This is a genomic window from Pantoea sp. y20 (assembly GCF_054903455.1).
In genome coordinates, this window is the sequence record NZ_CM142816.1 from 898,447 (window position 1) to 919,682 (window position 21,236).

Genomic DNA, 21,236 nt, shown 5'->3' on the forward strand with positions numbered 1-21,236 from the left:
TTATGAGTCTTAATTACCTGGATTTTGAACAGCCAATCGCAGAGCTTGAAGCGAAAATCGACTCGTTAAAATCGATTGGCCGTTCGGATGAGAAACACGATATTAATTTGGATGAGGAAGTGCAGCGTTTACGCGAAAAAAGCGTTGAGCTGACCCGTAAAATCTTCTCCGATTTAGGCGCATGGCAAGTGGCGCAACTCGCGCGTCATCCGCTGCGTCCTTATACACTGGACTATATCCGCAACGCGTTTGATGATTTCGACGAACTGGCTGGCGATCGTGCTTATGCCGATGATAAAGCGATTGTCGGCGGTATTGCCCGTCTTGACGATCGTCCAGTGATGATCATTGGTCATCAGAAAGGTCGCGAGACCAAAGAGAAAATTCGTCGTAACTTCGGTATGCCGGCACCAGAAGGCTATCGCAAAGCGCTGCGTCTGATGGAAATGGCTGAACGCTTTAAGATGCCGCTGATCACCTTCATCGATACGCCGGGAGCTTATCCGGGCGTGGGTGCAGAAGAGCGCGGTCAGTCAGAAGCGATCGCACGCAACCTGCGTGAAATGTCTGGCCTGAAAATTCCGGTGATTTGTACCGTAATCGGCGAAGGCGGTTCCGGTGGTGCGCTGGCAATCGGCGTGGGCGACAAAGTCAATATGCTGCAATACAGCACCTATTCGGTGATTTCACCGGAAGGTTGTGCGTCGATCCTGTGGAAAAGCGCCGATAAAGCTCCGCTGGCTGCGGAAGCGATGGGTATCACAGCTGAGCGTCTGAAAGAGCTGAAGCTGATCGATTCCATCATTCCTGAGCCGCTGGGCGGCGCGCATCGTCAACCGGTAGATATGGCGGCTTCGCTTAAGCAGCAACTGCTGGCCGATCTGGCCGATCTCGATGTTCTGAGCACCGAAGAGTTGCTCAACCGTCGCTATCAGCGCCTGATGAACTACGGCTACGCTTGATACATCAGAGCTAAGCAAGAAGCGGACCCCGGTCCGCTTTTTTTATGTCGAACGAATACCATTCTGATCAGCCATCCGTAGGGTAGCCATCCATGGCTACCTGGTTCGACGATTTCGCTGTGACTTCGGTGCAAGGTCCAGAAAAGACCAGCCCGATCGCAAAGAATCACTGCATCCATGCAGATCGGCCTCGCCATCCATGGCTCGGATGCTTTGCTCTTCGGGCTGATCTTTCCTGTCCCCTTTGGCTTGATCGTGGCTTTTCTGGTGCATTAGCATTCGGTTGCAATCACTCAACAGCAGAGCATTCCAGGTTTATCCGCGCGCGGTTTTCGCTATCCTTATTCAGTGCCACAACACCACAGGAGGTGAGCATTGAATATTATTGCGATCATGGGACCGCACGGCGCTTTCTACAAAGATGAGCCTATTCGCGAACTGGATGCTGCCCTCAAGCTGCAAGGCTTCCAAACCGTTTACCCCAATAATGCCAGCGACCTGCTGAAGTTGATTGAACACAATCCGCGTATCTGCGGTGTGATTTTTGACTGGGACGATTACAGTCTGGCGCTGTGTAGCGACATCAATCAGCTTAATGAATATCTGCCGCTCTATGCCTTCATCAACACCCATTCGCAGATGGATGTCAGCATCAACGAGATGCGCATGGCGCTGCACTTCTTCGAGTATGCCCTGAGCGCTGCCGATGACATCGCGCTGCATATTCGTCAGTACACCGATGAGTACATCGATAACATCACGCCGCCGCTAACTAAAGCGTTGTTCACCTACGTCAAAGAGGGCAAATACACCTTCTGCACGCCGGGTCACATGGGCGGCAGCGCCTTCCAGAAAAGCCCGGTGGGCAGCCTGTTTTATGACTTCTTTGGCTCGAACACCTTAAAAGCGGATGTCTCGATCTCGGTCACGGAATTGGGTTCATTGCTCGATCACACCGGCCCGCATCTGGAAGCGGAGGAGTACGTTGCGCGCACCTTTGGCGCTGAGCAAAGCTACATGGTGACCAACGGCACCTCGACCTCGAATAAAATCGTCGGCATGTATGCGGCGCCTGTGGGTAGCACGGTGCTGATTGACCGCAACTGCCATAAATCGCTGACCCATTTGCTGATGATGAGCGACATCATCCCAATCTGGCTCAAACCGACGCGCAACGCGCTGGGCATTCTGGGCGGCATTCCGCAGCGCGAGTTTACGCGTGACAACATCCAGCAAAAGGTCAACGCCACGCCGCGCGCTAGCTGGCCGGTGCATGCGGTGATCACCAACTCAACCTACGATGGCCTGCTGTACAACACGCAGTTCATCAAACAGACGCTGGATGTGCCATCGATCCACTTTGATTCTGCGTGGGTGCCGTACACCAATTTCCATCCGATCTATGCCGGTAAAAGCGGCATGAGCGGCGATCGTATTCCCGGCAAAGTGATTTATGAAACGCAATCGACGCACAAACTGTTAGCGGCGTTCTCGCAGGCTTCGCTGATTCACATCAAAGGCGATTACGACGAGCACACCTTCAACGAAGCCTACATGATGCACACCACCACCTCGCCGAGCTACGCGATTGTCTCGTCGATTGAAACCGCGGCGGCGATGCTGCGCGGCAATCCGGGTAAGCGACTGATCAACCGCTCGGTTGAACGTGCGCTGCATTTCCGTCGTGAGATTCAACGCTTGCGCGAAGAGTCTGACGGCTGGTTCTTTGATATCTGGCAGCCGGAGCAGGTCGATCAAGCCGAATGCTGGCCGATCCAGCCGGGCGAGGAGGATTGGCACGGTTTCACCCATGCCGATCGCGATCATATGTATCTCGATCCGATCAAAGTCACCATTCTGACGCCGGGCATGAGCGAGCTGGGTAACATGGCGGAAGAGGGCATTCCAGCCGCGCTGGTGGCGAAGTTCCTCGATCAGCGCGGCATCGTGGTGGAGAAAACCGGGCCGTACAATCTGCTGTTCCTGTTCAGCATCGGCATCGATAAAACCAAAGCGATGAGCGTGCTGCGTGGGCTGACGGAGTTTAAGCGTGCATACGATCTCAACCTGCGCGTGAAAAACATGCTGCCGGATCTCTACGCTGAAGATCCCGACTTCTACCGCAACATGCGCATTCAAACGCTGGCGCAGGGCATTCATCAATTGATCCTGCAACATGATCTGCCGCGCCTGATGTTGAAAGCGTTCGACGTGCTGCCGGAGATGAAAATGACGCCGCATCAGGCGTTTCAGCGCCAGGTAAAAGGTCAGGTGGAAACGGTGGATATTCGCGAGCTGGTGGGGCGCATTTCCGCCAACATGATTCTGCCGTATCCGCCTGGCGTGCCGGTGGTGATGCCGGGCGAGATGATCACCGAAGAGAGCCGTTCCGTACTCGATTTTCTGCTGATGCTATGCACCATCGGCCGACACTATCCCGGTTTCGAGACCGATATTCACGGTGCGACGTTGACGGACGATGGGCGTTATCTGGTGCGCGTATTGCGTGAAGATGATGAAGGCTAACTTAGGACAATCACCTCTTTTCATCGTCGCATTTGCCACGTAGGGTAAGCGGCTTATGTGAAAACCGGAGTCGCTATGCTGCAGATTAAACAGATCCATCACATCGCCATTATTGCCACCGATTATCAGTGCAGTAAGGCGTTTTATTGTGATGTGCTGGGCTTTGAATTGTTGGGTGAATATTACCGCGCCGAGCGTGACTCGTGGAAAGGCGATCTTGGCCTGAACGGGGTTTATACCATCGAACTGTTCTCTTTCCCCTCGCCGCCGCCACGCGTTAGTGGACCGGAAGCCTGCGGCCTGCGTCATCTGGCGTTTTGCGTTGAGGATGTTGAACAGTCCATAGCGGCGCTGGCGGAGAAGGGCGTGACGTGCGAGCCGATTCGTATCGATGCGTTAACCGGTAAAGCCTGCACCTTCTTCCCCGATCCGGATGGTTTGCCGCTGGAGCTGTATCAGGCGTAAACTAGCGTCCGCCGCGAGCCGCAATTCGGTGGCTCGCCCGGACGGAACGCGCTCATGTCTTTATCTCATCTTGCTTCGCTGCTGACACCCGACGCTGGCTATGTGCTGGCGTTCAGCGGCGGACTTGATTCCACCGTGCTGCTGCATCAATTGGTCTGCTGGCAACGTCAGCAGCCAGCGCTACACGTGCGCGCGTTACACGTCCATCATGGTCTCAGCCCGAATGCCGATAGCTGGGCGCTGCATTGCCAGCAAGTTTGCCAGCAGTGGCAGATTCCCTGTGAAGTGCTGCATGTGCAGGTTGATGGCCGCGCCAACGGCATTGAAGCGGCTGCCCGCGAAGCACGCTATCAGGCGCTGTTTCAGCATCTGCAACCCGGTGAACACTTACTTACCGCTCAGCACCTTGACGATCAGGCGGAAACGCTGCTGCTGGCGTTAAAACGCGGCAGCGGACCGGCGGGTTTGGCCGCGATGCCGCTGCAGCGCAGCGTGGGTGAACATCGGCATCTGCGTCCGTTGCTCGACGTTAGCCGTCAGCAGCTGGAAAACTATGCTACCGAGCATCAACTGCGCTGGATTGAAGATGAAAGCAACGCCGATAGCCGCTATGACCGCAACTTCCTGCGTCAGCAGATTCTGCCGCAGCTGCAGGCGCGCTGGCCGCACTTCAGTGCCGCCAGTGCACGCAGCGCCGCGCTCTGTGGCGAGCAGGAGCAACTGCTCGACGAGTTGATGGCGGAACAGCTGGCGCAGCTTAGCGATGCGCAGGGCGCGCTGCACTTCCCGCCGTTAATGAACATGAGCGAAGCGCGGCGTCATGCGCTGTTACGCCGCTGGATTGCTCAACAGGGCGGCGCGATGCCTTCGCGCGAGGCATTGAAACGCATCACCGATGAAGTCATCAACAGCCGTGAAGATGCCAAACCTTGTTTGCGTTTCGGCGCTTTTGAGCTGCGCCGCTATCGCCAGCAACTCTATTGGTTACCGCCGCAGCCTTCACTTAGTCAGCACTTGCTAACCTGGCAAGACCGCACGCAGCCGCTTAATTTACCCGCTGGTTTAGGTTCGCTGCACGCGAATGCGTGGATTGCCGAGCTGCGCCAGCCTGCAGCGGATGAAGCGATCACGATCCGCTTCCAGGCGCAGGGTTATTATCATATACAGGGGCGCGCAGGTGGCCGCGAGATGAAGAAGCTGTGGCAAGAGCTGGGCGTTGCGCCCTGGCAGCGCGAACGTATTCCGTTGATTTATTTTAACCAGACGTTAATTAGCGCGCCGGGGCTGTTTATTACCCGCGAAGGCGCAGCCAGCAACGAGCAAGGCTGGCAGGCGATCTGGTCACCACAACAATAAAATGGAGAGCAATGATGAAACTTTGGATGGCCGCGGCGTTATTCGCTGCGGCGCTGCCGGCGTTGGCCGACGGCGATGTGAATGCGGGCGCGCAAAAAGCGGCAAGCTGTGTGGCGTGTCACGGTGCGGAGGGCAAAAGCGCCGTGCCGCTTTATCCCAATCTGGCCGGGCAACATGCGCCTTATCTGCTGCATTCACTGCAAGCCTATAAAAAAGGCGAGCGGAGCGGCGGCCAGGCGGAAGTGATGAAAGCGTTTGTCACGGGATTGAGCGATCAGGATATGGCAGATTTATCGGCGTATTACAGTTCGTTAAAACCTTAAGCGAGGTGGGCGGGATGTGATTCCCGCCCGAGAGAGGTTTTACTCGTCTTCGCTGACGACGACGGTGCCCAGCTCAGGATGTGTGAAGCTGGCGATGTGGTCGAGCCGCACTTCGCGGGTCTCGCCTGAGAGATCGACGGCAAGGTACTCGACGTTTTTACGTGAGACCATGTCCACGGCTTTGGCCTTGAGCTGATCGCCGTTTTTTAACTCTAACGACAGCGTCCAGTGTTTTTGGCAGGCGAGTTCAAGGTTGTCGTAATCATCGCAGTTGATGGGTTTGTAGGCTTCATTCGTCAACATAGTCGCTCACCAATAAGTTTGCAGCGGCATACGCTGCTTGTTCCCTGAGAGAAGAGTTTAGCGCAGAATCAGCGGCAATATCGTTGAGAGCCTTCAACGCACAACCTATGGCGTCTGGCACATACCCAAGGTCGCCGCTACCAATTTCGGCATACTTCTGGCGAACTAACTCACAATACTTTTGCACATACACCTCCTCAGCAGAGTTGATACTCTGGATGATAGGCGACTATATCACAGGAATTTCATCGAAATCAGCCCGGTCGTCACGGGAATGATGCAAGCAAATGGGCAAAAGTGACATTTCGCGCTGGTCTTATGCATTCAGCGTGCGCACAAAAGGTTAAGTTGATGAACAGGTTATTACGCGACGCAACGTCGAGCCAAACGGTAGGTGACAGATGATTGTGCTGTCTCGATCGCTTTCACTTGCAGATAATGAAGTGGAACTCAGTGCCATCCGTGCGCAAGGTGCCGGTGGCCAGCATGTGAATAAAACGTCGACGGCGATTCACCTGCGATTTGATATTCATGCCTCATCGCTGCCGCCGTTTTACAAAGAGCGACTGCTGGCGGCGAGCCATCATTTGATTACCGCGGAAGGCGTGGTGATCATCAAAGCACAGGAACATCGCAGCCAGGAAATGAATCGGGAAGCGGCCGTGCAGCGGCTGATAAATCTGATTCGGGAGTTAACCACGGTGGAAAAAGTGCGGCGTGCGACCAAACCGACGCACGGCTCTAAAGTGAGGCGGCTGGAAGGTAAAACGCGGCGCAGTAACGTGAAGGCGATGCGCGGAAAGGTGCAATAAAAAACGCCTCCGGCTGGAGGCGTTTAAGCGTTACTTGTTGAGTGCTTTCACCAGGAAGTCGACGATGTCATGTTGCTTAATCATCTGTTTCTCGCTGGCGGTACGCGCCTTGTACTCAATCTCTTCGTTATCGAGATTACGATCGCCAATTACGATGGTGTGCGGCACGCCAATCAGCTCCATATCCGCGAACATCACGCCTGGACGCTCTTTACGGTCATCCAGAATCACGTCAATGCCTTTGGCACGCAGCGTGTTGTACAGCTCTTCAGCCAACTGCTGCACACGGAAAGATTTGTGCATATTCATTGGCAGAATGGCCACTTCAAACGGTGCCAATGCCGCAGGCCAGATGATGCCACGTTCGTCGTTGTTCTGCTCAATTGCCGCCGCCACAACGCGCGTAATACCGATGCCGTAACAGCCCATGGTCATCACCTGGTTACGACCATCTTCGCCCTGAACCGCTGCTTTCATCGCTTCGGAGTACTTGGTACCCAGCTGGAAGATGTGGCCCACTTCGATACCGCGTTTAATCAGCAGCGTACCTTTGCCGTCTGGGCTTGGATCGCCTTCCACCACGTTACGGATATCTTCCACGCGCGGTTCTGGCAGATCGCGGCCCCAGTTGATGCCGCTCAGGTGTTTGCCATCAATGTTGGCACCCGCGCAGAAGTCAGCTGTTTTTGCCACGGTACGATCGGCGATCACTGGCATGGTCAAACCGACCGGGCCGAGCGAGCCTGGACCGGCACCCAGCAGCGCGCGAATCTGTTCTTCGCTCGCCATCTCCAGCGGTTCAGCGACGATATCCAGCTTCTCCGCTTTAATTTCGTTCAGCTGATGATCGCCGCGCAGCAGCAGGGCAACCAGCGTGTGGCCGCTCTCTTCGGTGGCTTTGACGAACAGCGTCTTAACGGTTTTCTCAATCGGCAACTGATGTTGCTCAACCAGCTCGGCGATAGTCTTGGCGTTTGGCGTATCGAACTGCGTCATGGCTTCTGTGGCGTGCGGACGCTCGCCAGCCGGCGCTAAGGCTTCGGCTTTCTCAATGTTGGCCGCGTAATCGGATTCGCTGGAGAAGATCACGTCATCTTCACCGCTCAGTGCCAGCACCTGGAATTCATGTGATGCGCTGCCGCCGATAGAACCGGTGTCAGCTTGTACGGCGCGGAAATCAAGGCCCATACGGCTGAAGCTCTGGCTGTAGGCGCGGTACATCGCGTCGTAGGTTTCCTGCAGCGATTCCTGCGTGGTGTGGAACGAGTAAGCATCTTTCATGATGAACTCGCGTGAACGCATCACACCAAAACGCGGGCGCACTTCATCGCGGAATTTGGTCTGGATCTGATACAGATTGAGCGGCAGCTGCTTATAAGAGCTCAGCTCGTTGCGGATCAAATCGGTGACCACTTCTTCGTGGGTTGGACCCAGCACGAAGGGACGTTCGTGACGATCTTTAATGCGCAGCAGTTCCGGGCCGTATTGCTCCCAACGGCCGCTCTCTTCCCACAGATCGGCAGGCTGAACCACCGGCATGGAGATCTCAATCGCACCGGCGTTGTTCATCTCTTCACGCACGATGTTTTCAACTTTTCGCAGCACGCGAATCCCGGTCGGCAACCAGGTGTAGAGACCGGAAGCCAGTTTGCGGATCATGCCGGCGCGCAGCATCAGCTGGTGGCTGATCACTTCTGCATCGGAAGGTGTCTCCTTCAGAGTGGAGAGCAGATATTGAGTAGTACGCATTGATTACGATTCCAGTTATACGGAAGGAAACTGACAAAATTTTTCTGGCGGCTAGTGTACCAGCGAGATCAATCACTCAAAAGCGGGTTTTAACGGGGATCGAGGGCGATCACCTCGGTTCCTGCCTCATCAATGCGCCAGCGCACGTTAAAGTCGAGTAGCCAGGCGGCATATTCACGATCTTCCGTCTCACCTTTACGGTAAGCCGGGCGCGGATCCTGTGCCAGCACTTCGCTAATGAAACGCGCTAGCTGCGGATGGGTTTTCTGCTGCAGCTGAAGCTGGCTCTGCGCCAGCGGCGAAAAGCGCACCGGCATGGTGGCATCAGGCGCCGCCTGCGCAAACCCGGCGCGCGCATCAGGCAGCGCTTCGGCAAACGGCAGATAAGGTTTGATATCCACCACAGGCGTGCCATCGACTAAATCGAGGCTGCCGAGCTGCAAGATCACCTGCTGCTTCTCGCAGCGAATGCCTTTTAACTCAACCAGCGACATGCCGATAGGATTGGGGCGGAAGGTTGAACGGGTGGCGAACACGCCCATACGCGCATTGCCACCGAGGCGCGGGGGACGCACGGTCGGACGCCAGCCTCCTTCAATGGTTTGATGGAATACAAACAGCACCCACAAATGACTAAACGCTTCCAGCCCGCGCACGGCTTCCGGCTGATTGTAAGGTGGTAGCAGATGCAGCTCGCCGCAGCCATCCTGCACCAGACCGGGCTGGCGCGGGACGGCAAACTTCTCTTTCCACGGCGAACGAATCACGCCGATTTGCGCAAAGGCAAACTCACTCATTGATTTGATACTTTCAGTGCGGAGCCCTGGCAAATGGCCTGGCGATAGCATCCCGGCGTGCTGGTGACAATTTCGCACTTATGCAGCAGGACGGCGTTGGCTTTCATGCCGGCTGCGCGAATCTGCAGGCGCTTGCGCGCGGTGTTGATGTTAGGAGGCGAATCCTGGCTGCTGCTCTGGCAATCTTCAGCAGAGACTTCGCCCAAATCGCGGAACGGGTTGCTGACCAGATCGGTCGCATCGGTGTAGATCTTCACCGGCGCGGGACGTGGAGTCGGTTTACGTTGTGGTTCGCTGGATGCTTGTTGCGGACGAGAAGGAGCACTGCTTATCGGGTGATATTCACGCACACACCCGGTCAGCATCAATGCTAACAAGCAGAGCGGTAAAAAACGCATGGCAACATCCTCAAGTAATAAAAAAGTGGCGTTATTGAAACAAGGACGACAATAAATAACAAGTCAGGTGCAATTTATGGCAAAAGAAAGGGCGGCCGAAGCCGCCCTGCAAGGCATGAAAGGTGAACATTACCAGCCTTTCACTGCGCCACCGTTAAAGATCTTGTTGGCCGCTTCAGACACTTCGTCTGATTGGTAAGCCTGCACAAACTTCTTCACGTTCTCCGCGTCTTTATTATCTTCACGGCTAACAATCAGGTTCACGTAAGGTGAATCTTTGTCTTCCACGAAGATGCCATCTTTCGCTGGCGTCAGACCAATCTGGCTGGCGTACGTGGTGTTGATCACCGCCAGTGCGATCTGCTGATCGTCAAGTGAACGTGGCAGCTGCGGCGCTTCCAGCTCAACAATCTTCAGCTTTTTCGGGTTCTCAGTGATATCCAGTGAGGTTGGCAGCAGGCCAACGCCATCTTTCAGTTTGATCAGGCCGACTTTCTGCAGCAGCAGCAGTGAACGTCCCAGGTTGGTTGGATCGTTCGGGATAGCAACCTGTGAACCGTCCTGCAGTTCATCCAGTGATTTGATTTTCTTCGAGTATCCGGCGATTGGGTAAACGAAGGTGTTCGCTACGAAGGCCAGCTTGTAACCGCGATCTTTGATCTGCTGATCCAGGTACGGCTTGTGCTGGAAGGCGTTAACGTCAATATCACCTTTGCTCAGTGCTTCGTTTGGCAGCACGTAATCGTTAAAGGTCACTAGCTCAACATCGAGGCCATATTTCTCTTTCGCCACTTTAACTGCAGTTTCAGCAACCTGCTGTTCAGCGCCGACAATCACACCCACTTTAATGTGGTTTGGATCTTTTGCTTTCTGATCGCATCCTGCCAGCGCAATTGCGCCAATCAGAGCACCCACAGCGGCAATCTTTTTAAATGTAAAAGACATATCCTTTCCTTAATAGAGGACTATTGATGTTGCTTGCTTACTTATGGGACACAGCACGTACAATGCGGTCGCCACAGAATTGGATTAAATAGACCAGCACAACCAGCAAAACCAGCACGGTGTTCATTACGGTGGCGTTATAGCCAATGTAACCGTATTGATAGCCAATCTGGCCCAAACCGCCTGCGCCAACCGCTCCGCCCATTGCGGAGTAGCCAACCAGCGTAATCAGGGTAATTGTAGCGGCATTCACCAGACCTGGCAGCGCTTCTGGCAGCAGGACTTTACGCACGATCTGCAGCGGGGTGGCGCCCATGGCGCGAGACGCTTCGATCAATCCGGTTGGCAGTTCCAGCAGGGCGTTTTCCACCATACGTGCAATAAACGGCGCGGCGCCGACGGTTAGTGGCACAATCGCGGCTTGCAGGCCAATCGAGGTGCCGACTATGGCGCGGGTGAACGGAATCATCCATACCAGCAGGATAATGAACGGAATAGAACGGAAGATATTCACCAGCGCGGACAGCACGCGATAAAGCGCGTTGTTGGCCAGAATCTGGCCGGGACGCGTCACATACAGCAGCACGCCAATCGGAAGACCGAGGACAAAACCAAAGAAACCAGAGACGAAGGTCATCATCAGCGTTTCCCAGACGCCACGCGTCAGTAACCACATCATCGCTTCAGACATAACCCAACACCTCTACTTTCACATGATTTTCTTTCAGCCAGGCAATCGCGGCTTGTGTATCTGTTTCACTGCCATCCATCTCAGCCAGCATGATGCCGAACTTCACGCCGCCGGCGTAATCCATCTGCGCACTGATGATGTTGTTATTAACGTTAAAGCGGCGAGCCGATTCTGACAGTAGCGGAGCATCCACCGATTTGCCGGTGAACTCGAGACGCAGCAGCGGCACGCTATCAGCTGTTGGCTGTGGCGCCATGCGTTGCTGGTAGTCGTCGGGGATATCCAGATGCAGCGTCGATTGAATGAATTGTTGCGCCAGCGGCGTTTTCGGATGCGAAAACACTTCGCTCACGCTGTCTTTTTCAATTAACTCACCATTGCTGATCACCGCAACCTGATCGCAGATGCGTTTCACCACATCCATTTCATGGGTGATCAATAGAATGGTAATGCCTAGACGACGGTTAATGTCCTTAAGCAGCTCCAGAATCGAACGCGTGGTTGCAGGATCCAGTGCGCTGGTGGCTTCATCACACAGCAGCACCTTAGGATTGCTCGCCAGTGCGCGGGCAATCGCAACACGCTGCTTTTGTCCGCCAGAGAGATTCGCTGGCCAGCTATCATGCTTGTCTGATAATCCCACCAGATCGAGTAATTCGCTAACGCGCTTCTTTATCTGTTCGCGCGAAAGATTGCCTAACTCTAATGGCAGCGCCACGTTACCGGAGACGGTGCGGGAGTTCATCAGATTGAAGTGCTGGAAAATCATGCCAATCTGGCGGCGCGCCAGCGTCAATTGACCAGAAGAAAGGGTGGTTAATTCCTGGCCATCAACCAGCACGCGTCCGGAGGTTGGGCGCTCCAGCAGATTGACGCAGCGAATCAGGGTACTTTTACCGGCACCAGAGGAACCGATGACGCCATAGATCTGTCCAGCAGGCACGTGCAGGCTGACGTTGGACAGCGCCTGAATGGTGCGTGAGCCTTGCTGGAACACTTTGGTGATATTTTCGAGTTTAATCATTAGTTTATTTATTATCGTGTTGCATAGTCCGTGGTGTATCGGGCTTCACTCAGCAGGGCTGTGCGAAATTTGGATGGATGTTAAGGCATCCAGACGGCTAAATCAATGGAAGTCATTCAAACTGCCATTCTCTCGCTATACGCAATCATGCGATACTTAGCGACACATTTTCAGCAGGAGTTTCTACGTGGCGAACAAAGTCCCGGCTATTTTTCTTGATCGTGATGGCACATTGAATGTTGATCACGGCTATGTTCATGAAATCGATAATTTCGAATTCATTGATGGCACCATCGAAGCGCTACAGGCGTTAAAGAAGATGGGCTATGCGCTGGTACTGGTGACTAACCAGTCGGGCATTGCGCGTGGCATGTTTACCGAAGACCAGTTTATGCAACTCACAGAATGGATGGATTGGTCGCTGGCCGATCGTGATGTTGATTTGGATGGCATCTATTTCTGTCCGCATTTGCCAGATGCAACGGTAGAAGCGTATCGCCAGCAGTGTGATTGCCGTAAGCCGCAGCCGGGCATGTTGCTCTCCGCGCAGCAGCATCTGGATATCGATATGGCTTCTTCTTATATGGTAGGCGACAAAATAGAAGATATGCAGGCGGCGTTAGCAGCGGGTGTGGGTACCAAAGTGCTGGTGCGTAGTGGCAAGCCGGTAACGGCAGAAGGGGAAGCAGTGGCGGATTGGGTGATTAATAGTCTGGCAGAGCTGCCAGCACGTATCAAAAAGGCTTGAAAACGGGCCTTTTGCGCAAATTTCAAGCGAACAGCAAAAAACTTGAAATTTGCACTTGTCAGCTCCGAATAACTCCCTATAATGCGCCACCACTGAGACGGCAAAGCGGCAACGCAGACGGCTCGGCAGGGAGTGAAGAAATTCATCCCGCCGGATGAAGACGCTGAAAAAAGTGTTTGACTCCGAAGGAGAGTAGCGTAGTATACGCCACCTCGCGACAGGCGGTTCAGCCGCTGTTCGCAACGCTCTTTAACAATTTATCAGACAATCTGTGTGGGCACTCGCAGGATTGATATCCGCGTCTCCGGACGCAAAAAAATATCAAAGCCTCACGAGTGAACACATAATGAAATTCATTATGACGTTTTACAGATGAGCACCGCTGAACTGGTTTCAGCAAATCAAACTTAAATTGAAGAGTTTGATCATGGCTCAGATTGAACGCTGGCGGCAGGCCTAACACATGCAAGTCGAACGGTAGCACAGAGAGCTTGCTCTCGGGTGACGAGTGGCGGACGGGTGAGTAATGTCTGGGAAACTGCCCGATGGAGGGGGATAACTACTGGAAACGGTAGCTAATACCGCATAACGTCGCAAGACCAAAGTGGGGGACCTTCGGGCCTCACACCATCGGATGTGCCCAGATGGGATTAGCTAGTAGGTGGGGTAATGGCTCACCTAGGCGACGATCCCTAGCTGGTCTGAGAGGATGACCAGCCACACTGGAACTGAGACACGGTCCAGACTCCTACGGGAGGCAGCAGTGGGGAATATTGCACAATGGGCGCAAGCCTGATGCAGCCATGCCGCGTGTATGAAGAAGGCCTTCGGGTTGTAAAGTACTTTCAGCGGGGAGGAAGGCGGTGGAGTTAATAACTTCACCGATTGACGTTACCCGCAGAAGAAGCACCGGCTAACTCCGTGCCAGCAGCCGCGGTAATACGGAGGGTGCAAGCGTTAATCGGAATTACTGGGCGTAAAGCGCACGCAGGCGGTCTGTCAAGTCGGATGTGAAATCCCCGGGCTTAACCTGGGAACTGCATTCGAAACTGGCAGGCTGGAGTCTTGTAGAGGGGGGTAGAATTCCAGGTGTAGCGGTGAAATGCGTAGAGATCTGGAGGAATACCGGTGGCGAAGGCGGCCCCCTGGACAAAGACTGACGCTCAGGTGCGAAAGCGTGGGGAGCAAACAGGATTAGATACCCTGGTAGTCCACGCCGTAAACGATGTCGACTTGGAGGTTGTTCCCTTGAGGAGTGGCTTCCGGAGCTAACGCGTTAAGTCGACCGCCTGGGGAGTACGGCCGCAAGGTTAAAACTCAAATGAATTGACGGGGGCCCGCACAAGCGGTGGAGCATGTGGTTTAATTCGATGCAACGCGAAGAACCTTACCTACTCTTGACATCCAGAGAACTTAGCAGAGATGCTTTGGTGCCTTCGGGAACTCTGAGACAGGTGCTGCATGGCTGTCGTCAGCTCGTGTTGTGAAATGTTGGGTTAAGTCCCGCAACGAGCGCAACCCTTATCCTTTGTTGCCAGCGGTTCGGCCGGGAACTCAAAGGAGACTGCCAGTGATAAACTGGAGGAAGGTGGGGATGACGTCAAGTCATCATGGCCCTTACGAGTAGGGCTACACACGTGCTACAATGGCGCATACAAAGAGAAGCGACCTCGCGAGAGCAAGCGGACCTCATAAAGTGCGTCGTAGTCCGGATCGGAGTCTGCAACTCGACTCCGTGAAGTCGGAATCGCTAGTAATCGTAGATCAGAATGCTACGGTGAATACGTTCCCGGGCCTTGTACACACCGCCCGTCACACCATGGGAGTGGGTTGCAAAAGAAGTAGGTAGCTTAACCTTCGGGAGGGCGCTTACCACTTTGTGATTCATGACTGGGGTGAAGTCGTAACAAGGTAACCGTAGGGGAACCTGCGGTTGGATCACCTCCTTACCTGAAGATACCTTCCCGCGAAGTGCTCACACAGATTGTCTGATAGAAAGTAATGAGCAAGACGGCTGCGAAGTCGTGACACTATCGTGTCCCCTTCGTCTAGCGGTTAGGACTCCGCCCTTTCACGGCGGCAACAGGGGTTCGAATCCCCTAGGGGACGCCACTTGCTTGGTGACAGGTGAAAGGTGTCTCCACGACGTATCTCAAACGAAGCTTACGAGCTGCGTCTGAGATACTGCTCTTTAACAATCCGGAACAAGCTGAAAATTGAAACGACGTATCGTCTTCATTCTCCGTAATAAGAATGAAGCGGCGATATGTTCGAGTCTCTCAAATGCTTGCAGTCTGCGCGCGTTGCAAAACGCCTGTGGGTTGTGAGGTTAAGCGACTAAGCGTACACGGTGGATGCCCTGGCAGTCAGAGGCGATGAAGGACGTGCTAATCTGCGTAAAGCGTCGGTAAGGTGATATGAACCGCTACAGCCGACGATGTCCGAATGGGGAAACCCGGTGCACCCAGTGCATCATCGCAACATGAATACATAGTGTTGCGAGGCGAACCCGGGGAACTGAAACATCTAAGTACCCGGAGGAAAAGAAATCAACCGAGATTCCCCCAGTAGCGGCGAGCGAACGGGGAACAGCCCAGAACCTGAATCAGTTTGTGCGTTAGTGGAAGCGTCTGGAAAGTCGCACGATACCGGGTGATAGTCCCGTACACGAAAGTGCACAGATTGTGAGTTCGAAGAGTAGGGCGGGACACGTGGTATCCTGTCTGAATATGGGGGGACCATCCTCCAAGGCTAAATACTCCTGACTGACCGATAGTGAACCAGTACCGTGAGGGAAAGGCGAAAAGAACCCCGGCGAGGGGAGTGAAACAGAACCTGAAACCGTGTACGTACAAGCAGTGGGAGCCTCTTTAATGGGGTGACTGCGTACCTTTTGTATAATGGGTCAGCGACTTATATTCTGTAGCAAGGTTAACCGTATAGGGGAGCCGCAGGGAAACCGAGTCTTAACTGGGCGTTAAGTTGCAGGGTATAGACCCGAAACCCGGTGATCTAGCCATGGGCAGGTTGAAGGTTGGGTAACACTAACTGGAGGACCGAACCGACTAATGTTGAAAAATTAGCGGATGACTTGTGGCTGGGGGTGAAAGGCCAATCAAACCGGGAGATAGCTGGTTCTCCCCGAAAGCTATTTAGGTAGCGCCTCGTGAACTCATCTCCGGGGGTAGAGCACTGTTTCGGCTAGGGGGCCATCCCGGCTTACCAACCCGATGCAAACTGCGAATACCGGAGAATGTTATCACGGGAGACACACGGCGGGTGCTAACGTCCGTCGTGAAGAGGGAAACAACCCAGACCGCCAGCTAAGGTCCCAAAGTCATGGTTAAGTGGGAAACGATGTGGGAAGGCACAGACAGCCAGGATGTTGGCTTAGAAGCAGCCATCATTTAAAGAAAGCGTAATAGCTCACTGGTCGAGTCGGCCTGCGCGGAAGATGTAACGGGGCTAAACCATGCACCGAAGCTGCGGCAGCGACACTATGTGTTGTTGGGTAGGGGAGCGTTCTGTAAGCCGTTGAAGGTGTGCTGTGAGGCATGCTGGAGGTATCAGAAGTGCGAATGCTGACATAAGTAACGATAAAGCGGGTGAAAAGCCCGCTCGCCGGAAGACCAAGGGTTCCTGTTCAACGTTAATCGGAGCAGGGTGAGTCGACCCCTAAGGCGAGGCTGAAAAGCGTAGTCGATGGGAAGCAGGTTAATATTCCTGCACTTGGTGTTACTGCGAAGGGGGGACGGAGAAGGCTAGGTTATCCGGGCGACGGTTGTCCCGGTTTAAGCGTGTAGGCTGATACCTTTGGTAAATCCGGGGTATCTTAAGGCTGAGGCGTGACGACGAGCCACCACGGTGGTGAAGTAACTGATGCCCTGCTTCCAGGAAAAGCCTCTAAGCTCCAGGTAACACGAAATCGTACCCCAAACCGACACAGGTGGTCAGGTAGAGAATACCAAGGCGCTTGAGAGAACTCGGGTGAAGGAACTAGGCAAAATGGTGCCGTAACTTCGGGAGAAGGCACGCTGTCATCAGGTGAAGTCCCTCGCGGATGGAGCTGAAGGCAGTCGAAGATACCAGCTGGCTGCAACTGTTTATTAAAAACACAGCACTGTGCAAACACGAAAGTGGACGTATACGGTGTGACGCCTGCCCGGTGCCGGAAGGTTAATTGATGGGGTTATCCGCAAGGAGAAGCTCTTGATCGAAGCCCCGGTAAACGGCGGCCGTAACTATAACGGTCCTAAGGTAGCGAAATTCCTTGTCGGGTAAGTTCCGACCTGCACGAATGGCGTAATGATGGCCAGGCTGTCTCCACCCGAGACTCAGTGAAATTGAAATCGCTGTGAAGATGCAGTGTACCCGCGGCAAGACGGAAAGACCCCGTGAACCTTTACTATAGCTTGACACTGAACATTGAGCCTTGATGTGTAGGATAGGTGGGAGGCTTTGAAGCGTGGACGCCAGTCTGCGTGGAGCCAACCTTGAAATACCACCCTTTAATGTTTGATGTTCTAACGTAGGCCCGTAATCCGGGCTGCGGACAGTGTCTGGTGGGTAGTTTGACTGGGGCGGTCTCCTCCCAAAGAGTAACGGAGGAGCACGAAGGTTGGCTAATCCTGGTCGGACATCAGGAGGTTAGTGCAATGGCATAAGCCAGCTTGACTGCGAGAGTGACGGCTCGAGCAGGTGCGAAAGCAGGTCATAGTGATCCGGTGGTTCTGAATGGAAGGGCCATCGCTCAACGGATAAAAGGTACTCCGGGGATAACAGGCTGATACCGCCCAAGAGTTCATATCGACGGCGGTGTTTGGCACCTCGATGTCGGCTCATCACATCCTGGGGCTGAAGTAGGTCCCAAGGGTACGGCTGTTCGCCGTTTAAAGTGGTACGCGAGCTGGGTTTAGAACGTCGTGAGACAGTTCGGTCCCTATCTGCCGTGGGCGCTGGAGAATTGAGGGGGGTTGCTCCTAGTACGAGAGGACCGGAGTGAACGCACCACTGGTGTTCGGGTTGTCATGCCAATGGCACTGCCCGGTAGCTAAGTGCGGAAAAGATAAGTGCTGAAAGCATCTAAGCACGAAACTTGCCCCGAGATGAGTTCTCCCTGACTCCTTGAGAGTCCTGAAGGGACGTTGAAGACTACGACGTTGATAGGCCGGATGTGTAAGCGCAGCGATGCGTTGAGCTAACCGGTACTAATGACCCGTGAGGCTTAACCTTACAACGCCAGAGGCGTTTTGGTCTGAGAGACCGATATTTTCAGCTTGTTTTACCGGATAAAGAATTAGCGGAAGCGAAGATTTTACGCTGAGGCGAGGCGCCGACCGAGACGGAGCGAGGGAGCATACTGAAGTATGTGACTGAGTTACGCGAGGGAGAGCAACGCGGCATCAGTGAAAAATATTCGTTTCGTGCAGCAAGAATTTGCCTGGCGGCTTTAGCGCGGTGGTCCCACCTGACCCCATGCCGAACTCAGAAGTGAAACGCCGTAGCGCCGATGGTAGTGTGGGGCCTCCCCATGCGAGAGTAGGGAACTGCCAGGCATCAATTTAAGACCCGTCACCGGGTCGTGACCTTCCCCGTGACGCGGGAAGGGCGAAACACCTGAAATCAGAACGATTGTCTGATATCAGTACAGAATCGGTGGAGCGGTAGTTCAGTTGGTTAGAATACCTGCCTGTCACGCAGGGGGTCGCGGGTTCGAGCCCCGTCCGTTCCGCCACTTAATTGATAAGCCCTGACTGAAAAGTCAGGGCTTTTTCATATCTGCAATTTCGTCATTATTGTTGATAAAAAATCAAAATTTTTTTGCTTATAAACGGATTTTTCAGCAACAATAAACTTGCCACAATAGTTCCCATCGAAACATAACGCTATACGATGAGGAAATCATGACGATCCCCGCCTTTGGTTTAGGTACTTTCCGCCTGCAAGATGACGTTGTAATCCATTCAGTTAAAACTGCGTTGGAACTTGGCTATCGCACAATTGATACTGCGCAAATCTATGAAAATGAAGCGGCTGTGGGGCAGGCGATCGCTGAGAGTGGTGTAGTACGCGGCGACTTGTTTATTACCACCAAAATCTGGATTGAGAATCTTTCGGCTGAGAAGTTGATTCCCAGCTTGAAAGAAAGTCTGGCGAAACTGCGCACCGATTATGTCGATCTCACTTTAATCCACTGGCCTTCTCCCGGATCGGCGGTATCGGTAAAAGAGAGCATGTTGGCATTGATGGCAGCAAAAGAAGCAGGCCTGACGCGGCAAATTGGTATCTCAAACTTCCCAATTGCTTTGATGAAAGAGGCGATTGACGCGGTTGGCGTGGAAAATATAGCGACTAACCAGATTGAGCTGCATCCCTTTCTGCAGAATCGGCAGGTGGTTGATTTTGCTAAAAAGAATGGTCTTCACATCACTTCTTACATGACGTTAGCTTATGGAGAAGCGCTGAAGGATGAGGTAATTAATACCATTGCACAGAAGCACAAAGCTACTCCGGCACAGGTTGTTTTGGCATGGGCGATGAAGTTAGGTTACGCGGTGATCCCGTCATCAACCAAACGTGAAAACCTGGCGAGCAACATGACAGCGGTTGATCTGCAGCTAGACGATCAAGATATGGCAAATATTGCCGCGCTGGATCGTCATCAGCGCTTAGTGGGTCCAGAAGGTTTGGCGCCAGACTGGGATTAATCGCTGCATCCCTTTTCAGCCCTGCACTCGCCAGGGCTGAGCTTTAACCCATTCACTCAGAAAATCGATAAACGCCCTAACGCGTTGGCTAACTCCTAAGTCACTGTAATAGACTGCATTAAAAGGCATCTCAACTGGGATACGCTGTTCAGCAAGCAGTTCAATAAAAGTACCATCGGCTATCTCTTTATCTACCATAAAATCTGATAAACACGCGATACCTTGGTCGCCTAGCACTAGCTGTTTAAGCGTTTCGCCGCTGTTAGATGACATTCCTGGCGTGATGTCATAAAGATCGCCACCTTCATCTGCGACTGGCCAGCGATTTAAGCGTGGCGTTTCAACGAAGCCAAGGCATTCATGCTGAGCCAAATCAGCTGTTGATGCAGGGACACCATATTTCGCCAGATAAGCCGGCGTCGCCACTAATTTGCGATAGCTTATAAAGAGCAAACGAGCGCGCAGTGTAGAATCCGTCAAATTGCCAGCGCGAATCGCCACATCGACTTTACGTTCGATGAGGTTAATAAAGCTCTCTGAAGATATGAGCGATAGTGTGACATTGGGATAGCGCTCACGAAAGGGTTTAATCATCGGTAGCAACAGATGCAGAATTACGGGTGTAGCAGCATCAATACGCAGTACGCCCTGAGGCGCCATCTGACGCTCAATCAACTCGCTCTCGGCGGTTGACATCTCGTGCATCAACTTTTGCACGCGGCGAAAATAATGCTCGCCCTCATGAGTGAGCGCTAGCTGACGCGTAGTACGCGTTAAGAGCGCGACACCCAGCTTATTCTCCAGTTTTTTAACCGTGCGACTCACCGCTGAATTGGCCATCTGCAACTGTTCTGCAGCGCGACTAAAGCTGCCGCTCTCCACTACAGCGATAAACACCTTAAGCTCATCTGACGATGCTTTCATTATCCCTCCAAAAGCAAAAGTCTATTCGCACTTTGCATCTTTTTGTCATTAAAGCATGCGGCAACACTAATGCCCATTAAAACCTTAATGGGAGTTAATCATGCCAATTGCACTTTGGGCGCTGACGATCAGTGCCTGTGCGATCGGAACGACAGAATTTGTTATCGTCGTTCTGAGCCCAACCATCGCTGAACAACTCCGTATTACTCTGCCTGCCGCAGTGAGCGTGATTCTGCATTGTTGAACATTATGGATTGGCGTAAACCCCGTGGATCGGCACCGTAATTGTACCTGGCGCGCTGCTGCTAGGGCGATTGAGTGGCCAACCCGATAAAACTCAGACTGCGATAGCGATGGAATGACATGCACAAAAGCCTGCCAGCTGGCAGGCTTTTACATTGGTAAGCTGTGAGGCGAATTCCGACAATCAAGAACACCAATTGAAACCCCGCGCTAAAATCCCTATAACAGTCAGGTGAAGTACGAGTCGTAAACCAGTTGGGCGG

17 protein-coding genes, 2 tRNA genes, 3 rRNA genes and 1 pseudogene are annotated in these 21,236 nt (G+C 53.4%); 14 read left to right on the top strand and 9 right to left on the bottom strand.

Annotation, left to right across the window (positions count from 1 at the left end; genetic code table 11):
• Positions 1–2 precede the first annotated feature (2 nt).
• From accA to ACYAC5_RS04025, 5 genes are all read left to right on the top strand, one after another.
• Entirely contained in the window at positions 3–962 is a 960-nt protein-coding gene (gene accA / locus ACYAC5_RS04005) for an acetyl-CoA carboxylase carboxyl transferase subunit alpha (protein WP_280172481.1), read from the top strand.
• A gap of 375 nt (positions 963–1,337) precedes the next feature.
• Complete coding sequence (locus tag ACYAC5_RS04010; protein ID WP_462062443.1) at positions 1,338–3,488, top strand: lysine decarboxylase LdcC; 2,151 nt, start codon at positions 1,338–1,340, stop codon at positions 3,486–3,488.
• Between the two features lie 75 nt (positions 3,489–3,563).
• On the top strand, positions 3,564–3,953 hold the full coding sequence (locus ACYAC5_RS04015; protein WP_462062444.1) for a VOC family protein: 390 nt from the start codon (positions 3,564–3,566) through the stop codon (positions 3,951–3,953).
• A gap of 54 nt (positions 3,954–4,007) precedes the next feature.
• Positions 4,008–5,309, top strand: a complete 1,302-nt coding sequence (tilS, locus tag ACYAC5_RS04020) for a tRNA lysidine(34) synthetase TilS (RefSeq protein WP_309835844.1) — start codon at positions 4,008–4,010, stop codon at positions 5,307–5,309.
• Positions 5,310–5,323: 14 nt separating this feature from the next.
• Positions 5,324–5,632, top strand: coding sequence for a c-type cytochrome (locus ACYAC5_RS04025; protein ID WP_309836736.1), 309 nt, complete (start codon positions 5,324–5,326; stop codon positions 5,630–5,632).
• Between the two features lie 39 nt (positions 5,633–5,671).
• On the opposite strand, the gene rof is transcribed toward ACYAC5_RS04025, so the two are convergent.
• Positions 5,672–5,935: a Rho-binding antiterminator gene (gene rof, locus ACYAC5_RS04030; RefSeq protein WP_101762034.1), complete on the bottom strand. Its 264-nt coding sequence runs from the start codon at positions 5,933–5,935 to the stop codon at positions 5,672–5,674.
• Positions 5,922–6,122 (bottom strand): YaeP family protein, encoded by a 201-nt coding sequence (locus tag ACYAC5_RS04035; RefSeq protein WP_036622231.1) that lies wholly within the window; start codon positions 6,120–6,122, stop codon positions 5,922–5,924. Before ACYAC5_RS04035 ends, rof begins: the two co-directional genes overlap by 14 nt.
• A gap of 214 nt (positions 6,123–6,336) precedes the next feature.
• On the opposite strand from ACYAC5_RS04035, the gene arfB reads away from it, so the two are divergent.
• Complete coding sequence (gene arfB, locus ACYAC5_RS04040; RefSeq protein WP_101762033.1) at positions 6,337–6,747, top strand: alternative ribosome rescue aminoacyl-tRNA hydrolase ArfB; 411 nt, start codon at positions 6,337–6,339, stop codon at positions 6,745–6,747.
• 30 nt (positions 6,748–6,777) lie between these two features.
• Here the strand turns inward: arfB and proS are convergent, their stop codons facing one another.
• The 6 genes from proS to metN all read right to left on the bottom strand — a co-directional run bounded on the left by proS (position 6,778) and on the right by metN (position 12,351).
• Complete coding sequence (gene proS, locus ACYAC5_RS04045; RefSeq protein ID WP_277974552.1) at positions 6,778–8,496, bottom strand: proline--tRNA ligase; 1,719 nt, start codon at positions 8,494–8,496, stop codon at positions 6,778–6,780.
• An 89-nt stretch (positions 8,497–8,585) separates the two neighbouring features.
• Positions 8,586–9,293: a tRNA (N6-threonylcarbamoyladenosine(37)-N6)-methyltransferase TrmO gene (gene tsaA, locus ACYAC5_RS04050; protein ID WP_277974553.1), complete on the bottom strand. Its 708-nt coding sequence runs from the start codon at positions 9,291–9,293 to the stop codon at positions 8,586–8,588.
• On the bottom strand, positions 9,290–9,691 hold the full coding sequence (rcsF, locus tag ACYAC5_RS04055; RefSeq protein ID WP_101762030.1) for an Rcs stress response system protein RcsF: 402 nt from the start codon (positions 9,689–9,691) through the stop codon (positions 9,290–9,292). The genes tsaA and rcsF overlap by 4 nt, the downstream gene beginning before the upstream one ends.
• A gap of 129 nt (positions 9,692–9,820) precedes the next feature.
• On the bottom strand, positions 9,821–10,636 hold the full coding sequence (locus ACYAC5_RS04060) for a MetQ/NlpA family lipoprotein (RefSeq protein ID WP_277974554.1): 816 nt from the start codon (positions 10,634–10,636) through the stop codon (positions 9,821–9,823).
• 37 nt (positions 10,637–10,673) lie between these two features.
• Complete coding sequence (locus ACYAC5_RS04065; protein WP_101762028.1) at positions 10,674–11,327, bottom strand: methionine ABC transporter permease MetI; 654 nt, start codon at positions 11,325–11,327, stop codon at positions 10,674–10,676.
• Positions 11,320–12,351: a methionine ABC transporter ATP-binding protein MetN gene (gene metN / locus ACYAC5_RS04070; RefSeq protein ID WP_101762027.1), complete on the bottom strand. Its 1,032-nt coding sequence runs from the start codon at positions 12,349–12,351 to the stop codon at positions 11,320–11,322. Before metN ends, ACYAC5_RS04065 begins: the two co-directional genes overlap by 8 nt.
• A gap of 187 nt (positions 12,352–12,538) precedes the next feature.
• On the opposite strand from metN, the gene gmhB reads away from it, so the two are divergent.
• The 7 genes from gmhB (at position 12,539) to dkgB (ending at position 19,806) form a co-directional block, all read left to right on the top strand.
• Positions 12,539–13,099, top strand: coding sequence for a D-glycero-beta-D-manno-heptose 1,7-bisphosphate 7-phosphatase (gene gmhB, locus ACYAC5_RS04075; protein ID WP_192412323.1), 561 nt, complete (start codon positions 12,539–12,541; stop codon positions 13,097–13,099).
• A gap of 409 nt (positions 13,100–13,508) precedes the next feature.
• Positions 13,509–15,048 (top strand): 16S ribosomal RNA (locus ACYAC5_RS04080).
• Between the two features lie 88 nt (positions 15,049–15,136).
• Positions 15,137–15,211, top strand: a tRNA-Glu gene (locus ACYAC5_RS04085).
• A gap of 215 nt (positions 15,212–15,426) precedes the next feature.
• Positions 15,427–18,331, top strand: a 23S ribosomal RNA gene (locus ACYAC5_RS04090).
• A gap of 207 nt (positions 18,332–18,538) precedes the next feature.
• Positions 18,539–18,654, top strand: a 5S ribosomal RNA gene (rrf, locus tag ACYAC5_RS04095).
• The 16S, 23S and 5S rRNA genes sit together here with 2 tRNA genes alongside, the layout of an rRNA operon.
• Positions 18,655–18,756: 102 nt before the next feature.
• Positions 18,757–18,833 (top strand) — tRNA-Asp (locus ACYAC5_RS04100).
• A 169-nt stretch (positions 18,834–19,002) separates the two neighbouring features.
• A complete protein-coding gene (gene dkgB, locus ACYAC5_RS04105) occupies positions 19,003–19,806 on the top strand; it encodes a 2,5-didehydrogluconate reductase DkgB (RefSeq protein ID WP_277974555.1) in 804 nt (267 codons plus the stop codon).
• A 15-nt stretch (positions 19,807–19,821) separates the two neighbouring features.
• On the opposite strand, the gene yafC is transcribed toward dkgB, so the two are convergent.
• Positions 19,822–20,730, bottom strand: a complete 909-nt coding sequence (gene yafC, locus ACYAC5_RS04110; protein ID WP_277974556.1) for a DNA-binding transcriptional regulator YafC — start codon at positions 20,728–20,730, stop codon at positions 19,822–19,824.
• Positions 20,731–20,830: 100 nt separating this feature from the next.
• Here yafC and ACYAC5_RS04115 point away from each other — a divergent pair.
• Positions 20,831–20,950: pseudogene (locus ACYAC5_RS04115) on the top strand (MFS transporter); the annotation flags it as partial.
• Positions 20,951–21,236: the final 286 nt, after the last annotated feature.